Source organism: Micromonospora cabrerizensis, assembly GCF_022230955.1.
GTDB classification, from domain to species: Bacteria; Actinomycetota; Actinomycetes; order Mycobacteriales; family Micromonosporaceae; genus Micromonospora; species Micromonospora cabrerizensis.
The window spans coordinates 56,889-72,506 of sequence record NZ_JAKKFI010000045.1; the positions used below are offsets into that span (position 1 = coordinate 56,889).

The 15,618-nt window shown below is 71.4% G+C and carries 16 protein-coding genes; 6 read left to right on the forward strand and 10 right to left on the reverse strand.

From position 1 onward, the window contains the following. Window positions 1-77: 77 nt before the first annotated feature. Window positions 78-2,483: a ricin-type beta-trefoil lectin domain protein gene (locus LADH09A_RS05475; protein WP_238643633.1), complete on the forward strand. Its 2,406-nt coding sequence runs from the start codon at window positions 78-80 to the stop codon at window positions 2,481-2,483. Window positions 2,484-2,571: 88 nt separating this feature from the next. On the opposite strand, the gene LADH09A_RS05480 is transcribed toward LADH09A_RS05475, so the two are convergent. Continuing rightward, window positions 2,572-2,958 carry a DUF2267 domain-containing protein gene (locus LADH09A_RS05480; protein ID WP_238643634.1) on the reverse strand — a complete coding sequence of 129 codons (387 nt, stop codon included), beginning with the start codon at window positions 2,956-2,958 and terminating at the stop codon, window positions 2,572-2,574. Between the two features lie 179 nt (window positions 2,959-3,137). Between LADH09A_RS05480 and LADH09A_RS05485 the strand changes: the two genes are divergently transcribed. From LADH09A_RS05485 to LADH09A_RS05500, 4 genes are all read left to right on the forward strand, one after another. Then, window positions 3,138-3,470 carry a nuclear transport factor 2 family protein gene (locus LADH09A_RS05485; protein ID WP_238643635.1) on the forward strand — a complete coding sequence of 111 codons (333 nt, stop codon included), beginning with the start codon at window positions 3,138-3,140 and terminating at the stop codon, window positions 3,468-3,470. 32 nt (window positions 3,471-3,502) lie between these two features. Next, window positions 3,503-3,727: a hypothetical protein gene (locus tag LADH09A_RS32030; protein ID WP_372492230.1), complete on the forward strand. Its 225-nt coding sequence runs from the start codon at window positions 3,503-3,505 to the stop codon at window positions 3,725-3,727. Between the two features lie 226 nt (window positions 3,728-3,953). Then, the gene (locus tag LADH09A_RS05495) at window positions 3,954-4,370 is read left to right on the forward strand and encodes an ATP-binding protein (protein WP_238643636.1); all 417 of its coding nucleotides are present in this window, start codon (window positions 3,954-3,956) and stop codon (window positions 4,368-4,370) included. A gap of 104 nt (window positions 4,371-4,474) precedes the next feature. After that, window positions 4,475-4,852 carry a nuclear transport factor 2 family protein gene (locus LADH09A_RS05500; protein WP_238643637.1) on the forward strand — a complete coding sequence of 126 codons (378 nt, stop codon included), beginning with the start codon at window positions 4,475-4,477 and terminating at the stop codon, window positions 4,850-4,852. Between the two features lies 1 nt (window position 4,853). Here the strand turns inward: LADH09A_RS05500 and LADH09A_RS05505 are convergent, their stop codons facing one another. From LADH09A_RS05505 to LADH09A_RS05520, 4 genes are all read right to left on the reverse strand, one after another. Next, window positions 4,854-5,381: a hypothetical protein gene (locus LADH09A_RS05505; RefSeq protein WP_238643638.1), complete on the reverse strand. Its 528-nt coding sequence runs from the start codon at window positions 5,379-5,381 to the stop codon at window positions 4,854-4,856. 179 nt (window positions 5,382-5,560) lie between these two features. Then, window positions 5,561-6,031: a molybdenum cofactor biosysynthesis protein gene (locus tag LADH09A_RS05510; RefSeq protein WP_238643639.1), complete on the reverse strand. Its 471-nt coding sequence runs from the start codon at window positions 6,029-6,031 to the stop codon at window positions 5,561-5,563. Window positions 6,032-6,129: 98 nt separating this feature from the next. Then, entirely contained in the window at window positions 6,130-8,232 is a 2,103-nt protein-coding gene (locus LADH09A_RS05515) for a PQQ-dependent sugar dehydrogenase (protein WP_238643640.1), read from the reverse strand. 37 nt (window positions 8,233-8,269) lie between these two features. Beyond that, entirely contained in the window at window positions 8,270-9,217 is a 948-nt protein-coding gene (locus tag LADH09A_RS05520; RefSeq protein WP_238643641.1) for a LamG-like jellyroll fold domain-containing protein, read from the reverse strand. Window positions 9,218-9,350: 133 nt separating this feature from the next. On the opposite strand from LADH09A_RS05520, the gene LADH09A_RS05525 reads away from it, so the two are divergent. Beyond that, window positions 9,351-10,385: a LacI family DNA-binding transcriptional regulator gene (locus LADH09A_RS05525; RefSeq protein WP_238643642.1), complete on the forward strand. Its 1,035-nt coding sequence runs from the start codon at window positions 9,351-9,353 to the stop codon at window positions 10,383-10,385. Window positions 10,386-10,425: 40 nt separating this feature from the next. Here LADH09A_RS05525 and urtE read toward each other — a convergent pair whose 3' ends face one another. From urtE to urtA, 5 genes are all read right to left on the reverse strand, one after another. Continuing rightward, window positions 10,426-11,118, reverse strand: coding sequence for an urea ABC transporter ATP-binding subunit UrtE (gene urtE, locus LADH09A_RS05530; RefSeq protein WP_238643643.1), 693 nt, complete (start codon window positions 11,116-11,118; stop codon window positions 10,426-10,428). Next, window positions 11,118-11,894, reverse strand: a complete 777-nt coding sequence (urtD, locus tag LADH09A_RS05535; protein WP_238643644.1) for an urea ABC transporter ATP-binding protein UrtD — start codon at window positions 11,892-11,894, stop codon at window positions 11,118-11,120. Before urtD ends, urtE begins: the two co-directional genes overlap by 1 nt. After that, the gene (urtC, locus tag LADH09A_RS05540; protein WP_238643645.1) at window positions 11,891-13,081 is read right to left on the reverse strand and encodes an urea ABC transporter permease subunit UrtC; all 1,191 of its coding nucleotides are present in this window, start codon (window positions 13,079-13,081) and stop codon (window positions 11,891-11,893) included. Before urtC ends, urtD begins: the two co-directional genes overlap by 4 nt. Then, the gene (gene urtB, locus LADH09A_RS05545) at window positions 13,078-13,965 is read right to left on the reverse strand and encodes an urea ABC transporter permease subunit UrtB (protein WP_238643646.1); all 888 of its coding nucleotides are present in this window, start codon (window positions 13,963-13,965) and stop codon (window positions 13,078-13,080) included. Before urtB ends, urtC begins: the two co-directional genes overlap by 4 nt. A 75-nt stretch (window positions 13,966-14,040) precedes the next feature. Continuing rightward, complete coding sequence (gene urtA / locus LADH09A_RS05550) at window positions 14,041-15,285, reverse strand: urea ABC transporter substrate-binding protein (RefSeq protein ID WP_238643647.1); 1,245 nt, start codon at window positions 15,283-15,285, stop codon at window positions 14,041-14,043. Between the last annotated feature and the right edge of the window lie 333 nt (window positions 15,286-15,618).

The window sequence follows — 15,618 nt, forward strand, 5'->3', positions numbered from 1 at the left end:
ACGGACCCGGGCCGACGGCCATCCTCACCGCTGCTGCGCGCCGGCCGTCGGACACTCCACCGCCTCCTGGAGGAACGATGGGCTCACGCCTGCTACGCCGACTGCACAAACCCGCCCTGGGTGCGCTGGCACTCGTCCTCACCGCCGGCCTCTGGGCCGCTCCGGCCACCGCCGCCCCCGCGCAGGAACCGGGTGTCACGCTGCGCGTCTTCGACGTGCAGGTGCCGCTCTCCACGCTCTGCACGCTCAAGCCCGCGCAGACCCCGAACGTGGACAAGCTGATGTCCACCATCAACTGGACCTCGGCGGCCGACTTCGGTTTCGAGGACAACTTCGTCTCGCAGGTGCTCGGCAACATCACCACCACCCAGGCCGGCAGCTACACGTTCCGGCTCAGCAGCGACGACGGCTCCAAGCTGGCGATCAACAACACGGTGGTGATCGACCACGACGGGTTGCACGGCGCGACCCCGCCCAAGGAGGGCACCGTCACCCTCGCCGCCGGCCTGCACCCGCTGCGCATCGACCACTTCGAGCGCGGGGGCGGGCAGCAGATCACCCTGGAGTGGAAGACTCCCGGCTCGTCGTCCTTCGTGGTCGTACCGAACTCGGCGCTGAGCACCGACGCCGGCGTGGTCCGGGTGACCGCACCGGGCCGCAAGGAGTGCGAGGGCATCGCCGACACCCCCGGCGACGGCCTGCCGCTGACCGGGGTGCACCCGGGCTACACGCTGACCAACCTGCGGCCCAGCGGCTTCCAACCGAAGATCACCGGGATGGACTGGCTGGCCGACGGTCGGCTGGTCGTCTCCACCTGGGGCGGCAGCGACCAGTCCGGCACGTCCCAGGACGGTGAGGTCTGGATCCTCGGCAACACCGGCGGCGCGACCACTCCGGGCGCAGTGACCACCAAGAAGATCGCCGGTGGGCTGAAGGAGCCGATGGGGCTGAAGATCGTCGACGGGGTCGTCTACGTCACGGAGAAGCAGCGGCTGACCAGGCTGGTCAACACCGGCGGCGACGAGGTGGTCGAGCGGCTGGAGACCGTCGCCACCTGGCCGTACGGGGGCAACTTCCACGAGTTCGCGTTCGGCCTGCTCTACCAGGACGGGTTCTTCTACCTGAACCTGTCGGTGTCGATCAACTCCGGTGGCGCCACCACCAACCCGCAGCCCGCCGCCAACCGGGGCAGCACCCTGAAGATCAGCAAGGACACCGGCGCGGTCAGCTACGTCGCCGGCGGCCTGCGCACCCCGCACGGCATCGGCTGGGGCCCGGAGGGCGGCATCTTCGTCACCGACAACCAGGGCGGCTGGCTGCCCTCGTCGAAGCTGGTGCACGTCAAGCAGGGCCGGTTCTTCAACCACTACACGAACCCGGCCGGCCCGTTCGACGGCAACCCGGTCACCCAGCCGGTGCTCTGGATGCCACAGAACGAGATCGCCAACTCACCCAGCACCCCGCTGTACCTGACCACCGGCCGCTACGCCGGTCAGTTCGTCATCGGCGACGTGACCTACGGCGGCCTCCAACGGGCCTCCGTGGAGAAGGTCAACGGCGAGTACCAGGGCGCCCTGTTCCGACTCACCCAGGGCCTGGAGGCGGGCGTCTCCGAGGTCAACATCGGCCCGGACGGCGCGATCTACGTCGGCGGGCTCGGCGCGGGCGGCAACTGGGGCCAGACCGGCAAGCTGTCGTACGGCCTGCAGAAGCTCACCCCGAACACCGCCACCACGTTCGAGATGCTCGCCATGCGCGCCACCACGACCGGCTTCGAGGTCGAGTACACCCAGCCGGTGTCGACGGCGACCGCCGCCGACCTGGCCGCGCGTTACAAGCTCAAGCAGTGGCGGTACGTGGCGACCTCGAACTACGGCGGTCCGAAGATCGACGAGGAGACGCTGACCGTCACCGCGGCCACCCTCTCGGCGGATGGCAAGAAGGTCAGCCTCACCGTGCCCGGTCGCAAGGCCGGCAGGGTGGTGCACCTGCGGTCACCGCGCCCGTTCACCGCCACCAGCGGCCAGTCACTGTGGAGCACCGAGGCGTGGTACACGCTCAACTCGATCCCGGGCAGTCCCCCGCCGCCGGTCGGCGGGACGATCACCGGCGTCGGCGGCAAGTGCCTGGACGTCGACAACGCGGGCACCGCCGACGGCACGAAGATCCAGCTCTGGACCTGCAACGGCACCACCGCGCAGTCGTGGACGAGGGCCGGCGACACCTACCAGGTGCTGGGAAAGTGCCTGGACGTCGACAACGCCGGCACCGCCAACGGCACGAAGGTGCAGCTCTGGACCTGCAACGGCACCGCCGCGCAGGTCTGGCAGCCGCAGTCCGACGGGTCGATCCGCAACCCGCAGTCCGGCAAGGTCCTGGAGGCGGCCGGCGGTAGCAGCGCCGACCGCACCCAGATCCAGCTCGGCACGTACGCGGGCGGCGCCCACCAGAAGTGGGTGGTCAGTGCCGGGGTAACCGGCTGACGTCGGGCGAGGGGCGTGGTCCGACCTCCCGGTCGGGCCGCGCCCCGAGCCAGTCCCGTCGGGAAGGGACCGTGGCGCCTTCGGTCGGTCAGGGACCGTGCGGCAGCGGCTGCGCCAGCGCGCGGAGGTCCGAGGGGAGCTGGGCCAGGGCGTCCTCGAACTCCCGGTGCCCGATCACCCGGTGCATCGTCTGGAGGACCGCCCGGGTGCCCCGCTCGGCGGCCGGACGGTCGATCCCGGCGCGGTCGGCGACCCGGCGGAGGAACTCGTCGTAGCCGAACGCCTCCGGCGCCTCGGCCGCCTTGACCAGCAACGGGCTCAGCTCGTCGGCCAGGTGGGGGGCCAACGCTCCAGCCTCACCGCCGCTGAGCCGCTCGGTGAGGGTCCGCAGAACGGCCTCGGTCAGTGGGCGCGCCTGCTCCGGCGGAACGCCCGCCCGTGCCGCGACCTTCTCGACGAACCCCAGCTCGGCCATTCCCCCGCCCTTCGTTTCGGAGATGCGTGGCTACCCGGGCCGGTCGACGGCAAACCCGGCGGCCGGAGCGGGACGGGTCTGATGGTTGCTCCGCGAGGCACCGTCACCGTCTCGTACGGTGAGGTCGGACCGGGAACCCGACGGCTGCCCGACGGCGGCCCGTGCCGCAGGAGGAGCAGATGGCCGTCGACCTACCCGACGTGATCGACCGGTACTTCCGGGCCGTCAACGACCGGGATCTGGACGCCTTCGTCGCCTGCTTCGCGGACACCGCGAGCGTCGCCGACGAGGACCGGCTGTACGACGGACGGGCCTCGATCCGCGCGTGGCGGCAGAAGACGATGGATGCCTACTCCTACACCGTCGAGCCGGTACGTGTCACCGAGCAGGCGGGCGACTCCTACCTGGCCCTCACCCGGGTCTCCGGCGACTTCCCCGGCAGCCCGATCGAGCTGCGGTACCGGTTCACCCTGCGCGACGACCTGATCGGCGCCCTGGACATCCGCCCGTAGCAGTTCCGGACCTACCCGGCGGGAGGGACGCCGTGCCACGGGTCTGGCTCATCACCGGTACGTCCCGAGGTCTCGGTCGCGCGCTCGCCGAGGCCGTGCTGGCCGACGGCGACCACCTGGTCGCCACCGCCCGCGACCCGGCTCAGCTCGGCGCCGACGCAGTGGCCGGCGCTTCGGCGGCTGCCGAGGCGCTCGCCGCGTCCGACGCGCGGTGGCGGGAGCTGAGCGAGTCGATCGCCTTCGACGCGACACCCTGACCGCGCCGAATGCCGCACCGACGATGCGTGCGCGGGCGGTCCGCACGTGATCAACCGCCGAACGGACGAGACGGCCCAGGGGTCAGCGGATGACATGATGTGGCGACAACGGCTGTCGCTATTCGAAGGGTTGCTGGTGTCCGATGGCGCACGTCGAGGCGAACACGTCCACCGCACCCGGGCGTGCCGTGGTGACGCTGACCGGCGACCCGCGGCCGGGGGGCTGATGCCGGCCGAGCGACGCGACACCGTGGTCGAGCAGACCGTCCCCGCCCCGGCGGACACCATGACGTACCAGGTGGCGACCGACGTCCGGGCGCTGCGCGCGTTCGTCAGCGCCGGTGCGCTGGCCCGGGGCCTGCCACCGCATCGGGTGGAGTTGCTGACACTGGCCATCAGCGAGCTGGCCAGCAACACCTTGCAGCACACCACCGGCGGCGGCAGGGTCCTGCTCTGGGCCGAGTCCGGTCAGCTGTTCTGCGACGTCGTCGACCGGGGGCCGGCGCGGGAGTTCGGCCAGGGGATGCCGTCCACCGACTCGATCCGGGGCCGGGGGCTGGCGATCGTGGAGCAGGTCTGCGACGAGGTCGCCGTGCTGACCGGGCCCGGGGAGACCGTCGTACGGATTCGCCTGAGCCTGTGAGTCAGGCGGCGATCCACGCCCACTCGGACCGCGTTGGCTGCCACAATGCGGTCAGCCCGGGGCGGACGGTGACCCGGGTCGAACCCGACCGGGAGGACGGCACGATGCCGGACAGCGCACGCGAGGCAGAGCTGCTCGATGCCGAGCGCACCCTTCAGGCCGCCCAGCGGGCCGGCGACGTCGACGCTCTCGATCAGCTGCTGGTCGACCAGCTCATCGCCATCGGCCCGGACGGCCGTACGTACAGCAAGCAGGACGACCTGGCCGCGTACCGGGACCGCCGCTCGGTGGTGCAGGAGCTGGTCGAGGAGGAGCTGGACCTGCTCGTCGTGGAAAAGACCGGGGTGACGTTCTTCCTGGGCCGGGTGACCGGGGTGGCGGAGGGGGCGCCGTTCGCGGCTCGCCTGCGCTACACCCGGACCTGGGTCCACGACGACCCGCACGGCTGGCGGGTTCTCGCCGCGCACATCAGCCCGGCCTGACTCAGCCCACGTCCTCATCCTCGTCATCGAGCAGACCCTGCTCGTCGAGGAACGCGAACCACCGGTCGTCCGCCGGGGTCAGGTCGGCGTACCCCGGCCCGAGCAGGTAGTAGTCCACGAAGGATCCGAGGTCCGGGGCCAGCTCCTCGAAATCGTCGGACATGAACCACTCGGCGCCGTTGGGTGGGAAGTACCAGATCGCTCCGGTGCCGAGGTCCATGAAGATCGGCTCGTCACTGCGGGTGCCCACCACCAGCCAGCCCGCCCGGTCCTCGGGGATGGTGGAGAAGTCCGGCGCGTAGTCGAGGTGGTACTGGATGCCCGCGAGGGTCGACGTGGACGCCAGCTCGAGCCGACCCGCCCGCAGCCCGTCGACCACCAGCAGGAGATCACGCAGGTCGGCCGGGAGACTCGCCGGGACGACGTCGATGGCGGCGCCCTCGCCGAACTCGGCGTACGCCAGGCTGGCCGGCTGGTCGGCCAGGTCGGCCCGCAGCTCCTCGATGAGCTGCCGCAGCTCGGGGTTCACTGCACCACCTCTGTTCGGATGAGGTCCTGTCCGGCAAAGCTCCCGGCTGCCCGGAGACCTGCGAGCCGATGTGCGGATTGGTTCTACCACGCGGCGGCTTCCCGGGGCGTCACCTCGCCGAATCCGCCCACGTCGGCGCACACCATGCCCGTCCGGGCCGCTGGCGTCGAGCCCTTTCCTCAGTTGACGATCGCGTCGACCGGGCCGACGCGCAGGGTGCCGTCGTTGAGGGGGGTGCAGCGGATGCCACCGGTGGTGCGCAGCGCCTTCCACGTCCCCGGGCCGACGGTGACGTCCATCCAGGCGCAGGGCCGGGCCGCCCGGTTGACGCGCAGGCTGACCGGGCCGTCGCCGGAGTCCAGCACCAGCACCCTGCCGATCAGCTCGTCCACGGCGATCCCGGCGGTGAGGATGTTGCGCCGCACCTCCGCCAGGCCGATGCCGACCGGCAGCGACTCCTGGGCGATGACTGTGACGCTGGCGTCGCGGTGCGCCTGTTGGCCGAAGTACCGGTCGCCGACGATGCCGAGGTCGGCCCGGATCCGGACCGCCTCGACCAGCTCACCGGGCGGGGCCGGGGCCGGGCCGTCGGCGGGCCGGCCCAGGAAGCGGTGCACGGGCGAGGCCAGCAACTCGACGATCTCCGGCATGGCAGGAATTGTACGAAGCGGACCGGACTCTCCGGGGCAGGTCCACGGATGACCCGGTGGGACGGCGGCACGTTCGCCGCCGTCCCCACCGTCACGGTTCAGGCCGGCGTGCCGGTCACCGTCAGGTTCCGTACCCGGCCCACGTTGTCGAACGAGCCGAAACCCACCCGCCCGGAGCCGAACGTGGTGTCCTTCGCGGTCATCAGCGGGTCCTTGTGACCGTCGACGTAGACCGCGATCTCGCCGGTCGTCGGCAGGTGCACCACCCGGACGCGGTGCCAGTCGGCATCGGTGATCGCCGGGTTGGCGCCTCGGGACCGGCCGTTCCACTGGTGGTCGATGCGCTCCCGGTCGGCATTGTCGACCTTGAAGATGCCGTTGTGCGGGTAGATGGTGTTGTCGGTGGAGAGGTGGGCGTAGTAGAACTCGGTGTCCGAGCGCCAACCGAAGACGATGATCACGTCGCGGTTGCTGACCTCCACCGGCGTGTCGAGGCGTACGCGGGCGTCGACCTGCACCGACGACCAGGCCGGGCCGGCGGTCAGCACGGCGTACTCGAAGGGCCGGCGCGGCCCCGGCCGGCTCTCCCCGGCCTCGGCGAGGATGACCTCGTCGCGGGTGAACTGCCACTTCGCCGGGGTCACCGGCGCCCAGTTGGACGCCCCGGCGGTGCGGCGCAGGGTGGTGTCGCCGACGTCGCCGTCGGCGAACTCCCTCGTGCCGGTGACCTTCCAGATCTTTCCGTTGGCCTTCGCGACGAGGTAGAGCTCACCGGCGGCGTCGGTGCCGAAGCGCAGGTCCACCCGGTTGGGGTCGCCGGGCGCGCCGGGCCCGGAGAGGTCCCGCATCCGGACCGGGCCGCCCGCCGCGTCGAAGAGCGCGAGTTGGTGGATCGGGGCCAGGCCCTGGCCGCGGCGCATCTCGTTGGCCTCCGTGTAGAGCACCCGGCCGTCGACCAGGTCGCCGAAGACGTACTTGCCGCGCAGCGCCGGCAGCGTGCGCCCCCGGTAGACGAACCCGCCGGCCACCGCGACACCGACGTCGTCGGTGCAGTTCCAGCCCGGGGCGGGGTCGTGGTCGTACGCGGCGACGGGGTACGTGTAGCCGTACCGGTCGTCGTCGGCGGGCAGCGGGAGCAGCCGGTCGCAGGGGCTCGTGGCGGCCTTGTCGAAGACGAAGGAGCCCTCGCGCTCGCTCCAACCGAAGTTGTCGCCGGCGCGGACCTCGTAGATCGCCTCGACGGCGTGCTCACCGATGTGCCCGAGGTACATCCGGCCGGTGGCCCGGTCCCAGCTGAACCGGTGCGGGTCACGGAAACCGAGGGCGTAGATCTCGCCGAGCGCGCCGGCCTGCCCGACGAACGGGTTCCCGGGCGGGATGCCGTAACGCCCGTTGGCAGAGTTGGTGCCCCGAGGGTCGATCCGCAGCAGCTTGCCGTGCGGCAGGGCCAGGTTCTGCGGGTCGGTGTTGCGGGCGCCCTGGCCGCCGTCGCCCACCGCGAGGTACAGCAGGCCGTAGTCGCGGTCGTGACGCTTGGCCGTGGGGTTGAAGTTGATTTCCTGGATGCCGTGCACCTGGCCGCCGAAGCCGATGCGCAGCACCTCCCGGTGCGTACCGGCGAAGGTGGCGGCGCTCGGATCGGTCGCCGTCCACTCGGTGATGACACCGTGGAAGAGCGAGTTGGGCTGAGCGTAATCCGGTGTGGTGGTCGTCGTGGACGCCAGCTCGGTGTGGATGGTGTAGAACCGGCCGTTGACGCCGAACTCCGGGTGGAAGGCGACGTAGCCGAAGCCCTGGCCCAGCCCGCGACCGGAGAAGAACCGCGGCGCGAACGTCGCCGCCACGTCCAGGTAGACGTGCGGCACGCCGCCCTCGACCAGGTAGAGGCTGCCGTTCAGGTCGGGCACCGCCCGCCGGCCGGAGCCGTCGGGCAGCTCCATCACGGTGTTGATCCGGGCGGTCCGCATGAGGCGGGGATCGGTCGGGGCGGGCGTGGGGTACGACTGCGGGAAGCTGGCGTACTCGCTGAGGACCAGCCCGATCCGGGACTGGACCGGCATCTCGGGGATCGGGTCGTCGACGGCGTCGGCGGCCCGGGCGGGCGACGCGAGCAGAGTGGACAGGACCAGCACGAGGGCGGTGAGGCCGGCCGTCAGCGCGGGTCGGCGGGCACCTCGGGCGCGGCGGTGGAGGACGAGCACGCGTGTCTCCTTCTCGGTGGGACGGTGCCGAGGGTGGTCAGCGGGCCAGGTGGCGGTACTGCCTCCGCACGTCGCTCGCGGAGACCACGCTGTCGAGGAACATCAGGCCGTCCATGCGGCAGTCGCACGGGTTGCGCTCCAGGGTGTCCTGGGGGAAGCTCCCGCCGATCTTGACGCCGCGCGGGTCGGAGGCGGTGGTGAGGTGTGGGCCCGGCCCGGACACCAACCAGGGGTCGTCGGTGCGGGTGTAGAAGCCGTCCACCGGCTCGCCGTTGCGGTAGAGGGCGAGGCCGCCGGTGTCGAAGTCGAAGGTGGCGGCGAGGTGCACCCACTCCCCCACCGGCAACAGCTCGCGCCAGTCGGGGTTGGCGGCGAAGGTCTGCGAGTTGCCGCCGTCGAGTCGCCGCCCGAGCGCGACCAGGCGCAGCTCCCCGTCGACGTCGATCAGCTCCAGCAGGGCCCGGACGCCGTGGCCGTCGGAGTCGCCGGTCAGCACCCCGGCCAGCCCGATCGCGTTGTACCGGTCCGTCGGGTCAGCGGTGGTGGAGTTGGGCAGCGGGCTGTCCATGTTCAGCTTGAACCAGCCCATCACGGTGGTGCCCGCGGTGGCACCGAAGGCGCGCAGCGTCCGCACCCCGCTGGCCGACCAGGTGCCCGCCTTCCAGTCGTCGTTGCCGGCCACCGCCGGGTCGACCTGCCGGGTCTGCACCGCGTTGCGGCTGCCCCGGTAGGCGCGGTCCGGCACCCGCATGGCGGCACCGCCGTTGATCAACTCGATCTCGGTGCCGGAGCGCCCCTGGTCGCGTTCCAGCGCGGGGTCGCCGGGCACCGGGTGGTCGAAGTCGTACGCGGCGACCAGGTGTGCGCGCAGGGCCGGGTGGACGTCGTGCGAGATGCTCCGATCCGCCTGCGCCGGTGGCGTCCCCACGCTGGTCAGTGCGCCGATCGCCAGGAGGGAGATGGCCGCTCGGCGGGCCCTGGACATGGCTGTCACCTCGTTTCGCGGCATTCCTGATGCCGGTCACGTAAGCGCTTACGTAAGCGCTTACGTACCCTAGGCTTCGATGAATGCCACTCGCAATAGATCGGGTGACATAGATGTTTCCGGAGGGTTGCGGATGCCCAGGGCCAACCAGCGGCCGCGCCTCGTGGACGTCGCCGAGCACGCCGCCGTCTCGCTGGCGACCGCGTCCCGAGCCCTCGCCGGTCGCGAGGGAGTCAGCGCCGAGGTGGCCGACCGGATCCGGCAGATCGCGGCCGAGCTGGGATACGTCGCCAACCCGTACGCCCGTACCCTCGCCGGTGGAGCCAGTTCCACAGTCGGGTTGATCGTCCACCAGGTCGACGACCCGTACTTCGCCGAGATCGCCGCCGGCGTCATCCAGCTCGCCGCCGAACAGGGTCTGCTGGTGCAGATCTGCCAGTCCGGCCGCGACCCCGGCTACGAGCTGCAACAGCTGCGGCACCTGATCGCCCAGCGGGTCGGCATCGTCCTGATCGGCGGTTCCGGCTACGACGACCCTCGCATGGAGGCCGCCGCCCGCGCCGAGCTGGCCGCGTTCCAGAACCACGGCGGACGGGCCGCCGCCATCGGACGGCACGCGCTCGGCATCGACGCCGTCCTGCCGGACAACGAGGCCGGCGGTCACGCCCTCGCCCAGCACCTGATGGATCTCGGCCACCGGCGGATCGCTGTCGCCGCGGGCAGCGCCGGGCTCACCACGGTCGCCGATCGGCTGGCCGGCGTGTCGTCGGCCCTGCGGCAACGCGGGCGGTCCTCGGCCGACCTCGCCGTCGTGCACAGCGACTTCACCCGCGGTGGCGGGCGCGCCGCCGCCGAGCAGATCCTCAACGAGCACCCGGACACGACGGCGATCATCGCGCTCAACGACGCGATGGCCATGGGTGTGCTGTCGACGCTGCGCACCCGCCGGGTGCCGGTGCCCGCGCGGATGTCCGTCGTCGGCTTCGACGACGTCTCCGTGGCGGCCGACCTAGCCCCCAGCCTCACCACCATCCGTCTGCCGATGACCGAGATGGGCCGCACGGCGCTCACCCTCGCCCTCAAGCCCCGCTCGACCCGCATTCGCCGCCGTCCCACGGGGCACCTGCTGGTCGTCCGCGACTCGACCGGGCCCGCGCCGGCGACCTGACGGTCGACGACGCTGCCCGCGGGTCACACGGCCCATCGGCTCAGACCGCGAGGGCCGCCCGGACGTCCCTTTCCGCCGTGACGCCACCGTCCCCCTGCGAGGTCACCCGGCCGGATTCCAGCACCTGGTAGCGGCTCGCCACCCGCAGCGCGAAGCCCAGATGCTGCTCCACGAGCAGCACGCTGAACCCGGACTGCCGGGTCAGCTCGACGATCCGTTCCTGGATCTCCGCGACCACCGACGGCTGGATGCCCTCGGTCGGCTCGTCGAGCATCAGCAGTCTCGGCCGGGTGATCAGCGCACGGGCGATGGCCAGTTGCTGGCGCTGACCGCCGGAGAGCAGCCCGGCCCGGCGTCGCAGCAGCGTGCGCAGCGCCGGAAAGAGATCCAGCACCTCCGCGGTGGCCACCGCGCCGTCGCTCCGACCGTCGGCGACCAGGCGCAGGTTCTCCGCGGCGGTCAGGTGCGGGAAGCACTGCTGCCCCTGCGGGACGTACGCCATCCCCCGCGCCACCCGCTCGTGCGGCCCGAGACGGGTGACGTCCTCGCCGTCCAGCTCGACGGTGCCGGCGCTCGGGCGCAGCAGGCCGGCCGCGACCCGCAGCAGGGTGCTCTTGCCGGCACCGTTGTGCCCGAGGACCGCGGCGACCCCGTCGGGCGGGACGGCGAGGTCGACCCCGTGCAGCACCCGAGAGCGCCCGTACCCGGCGTGCACCCCGCGCAGCGTCAGCATCATGCCTCCAGACCGGTGGGGGCCGACCCGGCGTCGACCGGGTGGCCCAGGTAGACCTCCTGCACGCGCGGGTCCGCCTGGACCTGCGCCACGGTGCCCTCGCTGAGCACCCGGCCGGCGTGCAGCACGGTGACGCTGCGCGCGAACCGGCGCAGGAAGTCCATGTCGTGCTCGATCACGACGACCGTGCGGTCCCGGCTCACCGTCTCCAGCAGGGCCCCGGTGGCGTCGCGTTCCTCGTGGCTCATGCCGGCGACCGGCTCGTCGAGCAGCAGCAGCCGCGCGTCCTGCACCAGCAGCATCCCGATCTCCAGCCACTGCTTCTGCCCGTGCGCGAGCGTCCCGGCGAGGTGCTCGGCCCGTTCGGCCAGACCGATGGTCTCCAGTGCCGCGGCCACCTCGTCGGGGACGCCCCGACGGCGGCGGGCCAGGGTCGCCCAGCCACGTCGGGCACCGGCCGCGATGTCGAGGTTCTGCAGCACCGACAGCTCCTCGAAGACCGAGGACGTCTGGAACGTCCGCCCGATGCCCAGTCGGCTGATCCGGTGCACCGGGCGGCCCAGCAGCTCGTCGGCACCGAAGCGGACCGAGCCGGTGGCCCGGACCAGGCCGGTGATCGCGTCGACCAGGGTGGTCTTGCCGGCGCCGTTGGGCCCGATCAGGAACCGGATGTCGCCGGCGGGCACCTCCAGCGAGACGCCGTCGACGGCGGTGAACCCGTCGAAGCTGACCCGCACGTCACGGACGGACAACCCGTCCAGTCGGTCGCCGCTCATGCCGCCGGCACCTCCGTCCGCCGCGCGGCACGTCTCCGGGCCAGCGGTGACCACCCGCGCCGGGCCGGTGCCGCGCTGCCGTCGCGGCGGCGGGCCAGCGCCCACAGCGATGCCAGGCCGCCGGGAAGGAACGCCACCACGACCACGAAGAGCAACCCCTGAAGGTACGTCCAGGTGCCCGGGAACCGCTCCGAGAGGGCGGTACGGGCCCAGGCCACCGCCACCGCGCCGAGCACCGGACCGAGCAGGGTCGCCCGACCGCCCACCGCGACCCCGATGACGAACTCGATCGACGGGACGATGCCGATCAGCGCGGGCGAGATGATGCCCACCGCGGGCACGAACAGCGCCCCGGCCAGGCCGGCCATCCCGGCCGCGACCACGTACGCGACCAGCTTGACCGAGGCCGGGTCGTAGCCGAGGAAGCGGACCCGTTCCTCGCCGTCGCGGACCGCCACCAGCAGCTCGCCGTAACGGCTGTGGATCAGCTGACGGGCCAGCGCGAGCAACGCCAGCAGGGTCCCGGCGATGATGAAGTAGACCATCCGCTGGTTGACCGGGTCGTCCAGGTCGTACCCGAAGAAGCCCTTGATGTCGGTGAGCCCGTTGGTGCCGCCCGTGGTGCCCTGCTGCCCGATCAGCAGGATCACCATCGCCGCGGCGAGGGCCTGGCTGAGGATCGCGAAGTACGCGCCCCGCACGCGGCGGCGGAACACCAGCGAGCCGAGCCCGAAGGCGACCGCCATCGGCAGCAGCACCGTCGCGGGCAGCGCGAACCACGGGCTGGCGAACGGCCTCCACCACAGCGGCAGCTCGTCGAGCTGCCCGTACAGCTGCATGAAGTCCGGCATCCCGGCCGGGCCCGCGTCGGCGAGCTTGAGGTGCATGGCCATGGCGTAGCCGCCGAGGCCGAAGAAGACGCCCTGGCCGAGGGTGAGCATGCCGCCCCGCCCCCAGGCGATCCCGATGCCGACGGCGACCATGGCGACGCAGAGGTACTTGGCGAGCAGGGAGAGCCGGAAGTCCGACAGCACCAGGGGCGCGACGGCGAACAGCAACGCCGCACCGAACGCGAAGCCGGCCGCCGTCCGCAGTCGCGGTCGGCCCCCGGGCCGGCTCGGCGGTACGGCGCTGACGGGTGCCGGGTCGACGGCGGTGCTGGGCGGCGCGGGGGTGACGGCGGTCATGCGAGGCTCCTGGTCCGCAGGGTGAACATGCCCTGTGGCCGCCACTGGAGGAACGCGACGATCGCCACGAACACGATCACCTTGGCGACGCTGAGGGTGGTGAGGTACTCCCCGGTGGCCTGGAGCACGCCGAGGGCGAAGGCGACGATCACGCTGCCCTTGAGCTGGCCGATCCCGCCGACCACGACGACCAGGAAGGCGTCGATGATCAGGTTGGTGCCCATGGTCGGGCCGATCGGGCCGAGCAGGGTGAGCGCCACCCCGGCGAGCCCGGCCAGGCCGGAGCCGACGAAGAAGGTCGTCCGGTCGACCCGGGAGGTGGCGATGCCGGACACCGCGGCGAGGTCGCGGTTCTGCACCACCGCGCGGATGCGACGTCCGAGCGGGGTGAGCCGCAGCGCGAGGGTGAGCGCCGCGACGGCGGCCAGGGCCAGGCCCAGGATGAACAGCCGGTTGTTGGCGATGGTCAGCCCGCCGGGCAGCGCCACGTTGCCGGTCAGCAGCTCCGGCGCGCGGGTCTGCACGTTCGGGCTGCCGAAGACGTCGCGGGCCAGTTGTTGCAGCATCAGCGACACACCCCAGGTGACCAGCAGGGTGTCCAGTGGCCGGGCGTACAGCCGGCGGATGAGCAGCACCTCCAGCAGCGCGCCCATCGTGCCGGCGACCACGAACGCCACCGGCAGTGCGACGACCAGCGACAAGCCGGCCCCGGTGATGCTCTGTTGCAGGACGTACGTGGTGTACGCCCCGGCCATGATGAACTCACCGTGCGCCATGTTGATCACGTTCATCTGACCGAAGGTCAGCGCGAGGCCGAGCGCGATGAGCAGCAGCACCGCGCCGATGCTGATGCCGGTGAAGAGTTGACCGAAGAGGACTGTCACGGTGGGTACTCCGTACTGCTGGTCGGGTGGCCCGGGCGGGGCGCGTCGCCGCGCAGCCCGCCCGGGCCGGCGTCGTCAGCTCAGGCCACTCGCCCACGGATAGGTCTTGAGGAACGGGTCCGGCTGCACCGGTTTGCCGGAGTTCCACACCTCGGTGATCAGACCGTCCGCGCCGATCTTGCCGATCCGGGCGGTCTTGGCGATGTGCTGGGTCTTCCCGTCCACCGTGACCATGCCCTCCGGCGCGTCGAAGGTGATCCCGTCCGAGGCGGAGCGGACCTTCTCCACGTCGAAGACGCCGGCCTTCTCGACCATCGCCTTCCAGAGGTACACCCCGACGTACGCGGCCTCCATCGGGTCGCTGGTCGGCTTGTCCGCGCCGAACTTCGCCTTGTACGCGGCCACGAACTTCGAGTTCGCCGCCCCCGGGGTGGTCTGGTAGTAGTTCCAGGCGGTCAGCTGCCCCTCCAGGTACTGGGTGCCGATGCCCTTGACCTCCTCCTCGGCGATCGAGACGGACACCACCGGCATCGCGGCGGCGGTCAGACCGGCCGACTTGTACTCCTTGAAGAAGGCCACGTTGCTGTCGCCGTTGAGAGTGTTGAAGACGGCGTCGGCGCCGGCCGACTTGACCTTGTTGACGATGGTGCCGAACTCGGTGGAACCGAGTGGCGCGTAATCCTCACCGAGGACGGTCATCCCGTTGGCGGCCGCGTACGCCTTGATGATTTTGTTGGCGGTTCGCGGAAAGACGTAGTCGCTGCCGACCAGATAGACCGACTTCGCACCCTGCGCCTTCAGGTAGTCGAGCCCGGGAACGATCTGCTGGTTGGTCGTCGCACCGGTGTAGAAGATGTAGGGCGACTGTTCGAGCCCTTCGTACTGCACCGGGTAGAACAGCAACGCCTTGTTCTTCTCGAACACCGGCTTGACCGCCTTGCGACTGGCCGACGTCCAGCAGCCGAAGACGGCGGCAACCCGGTCCTCGGAGATGAGCTTCTCGGCCTTCTCCGCGAAGGTGGGCCAGTCCGAGGCCCCGTCCTCGCCGACCGGCTGGATCTTCTTGCCGAGGACGCCGCCGGCCGCGTTGATCTCCTCGACGGCGAGCATGATCGAGTCGCGGACGGTGACCTCGCTGATCGCCATGGTGCCGGAGAGCGAGTTGAGCAGCCCCACCTTGACGGTGTCGCCGGAGACGTCGGCGGTGACGCCGGTCGCGCCGCCCTCATCGGTGGTCTTGCTGCCGCACGCGGTCATCGCGGCCGCGGCGACCAGGGTCATGGCGCCCGCCAGGATGCGGCGGCCCCGGAATAGTGACATCTATTCTCCCTGCGGTGCACTCAAGTGGCGAAAGGACGGTCGGTGCGGTCCGGTGGAGCTGACGTGGGCGATGCCGAGGTCGACGGGTGGACGCCGCCCGGGGCACCGGATCGGATATGGGCACCGAAAGCGTCGACCGGCATGATTGCGCGCGTGTTTCCCAGCCCTTAATTGACTGTTTCCGCGCGATGGGGCCCGCGCACACCAAAAACGGCCGGCACCGTTGGGGAGGAAACGGTGCCGGCCGCTCGGAAAAACGCAGAATAGGTGTCGCCACAATGGTCGACGGGCAATTCCGTCGACGGTGGGGACACAGTGGTGAGATCCGGCCGC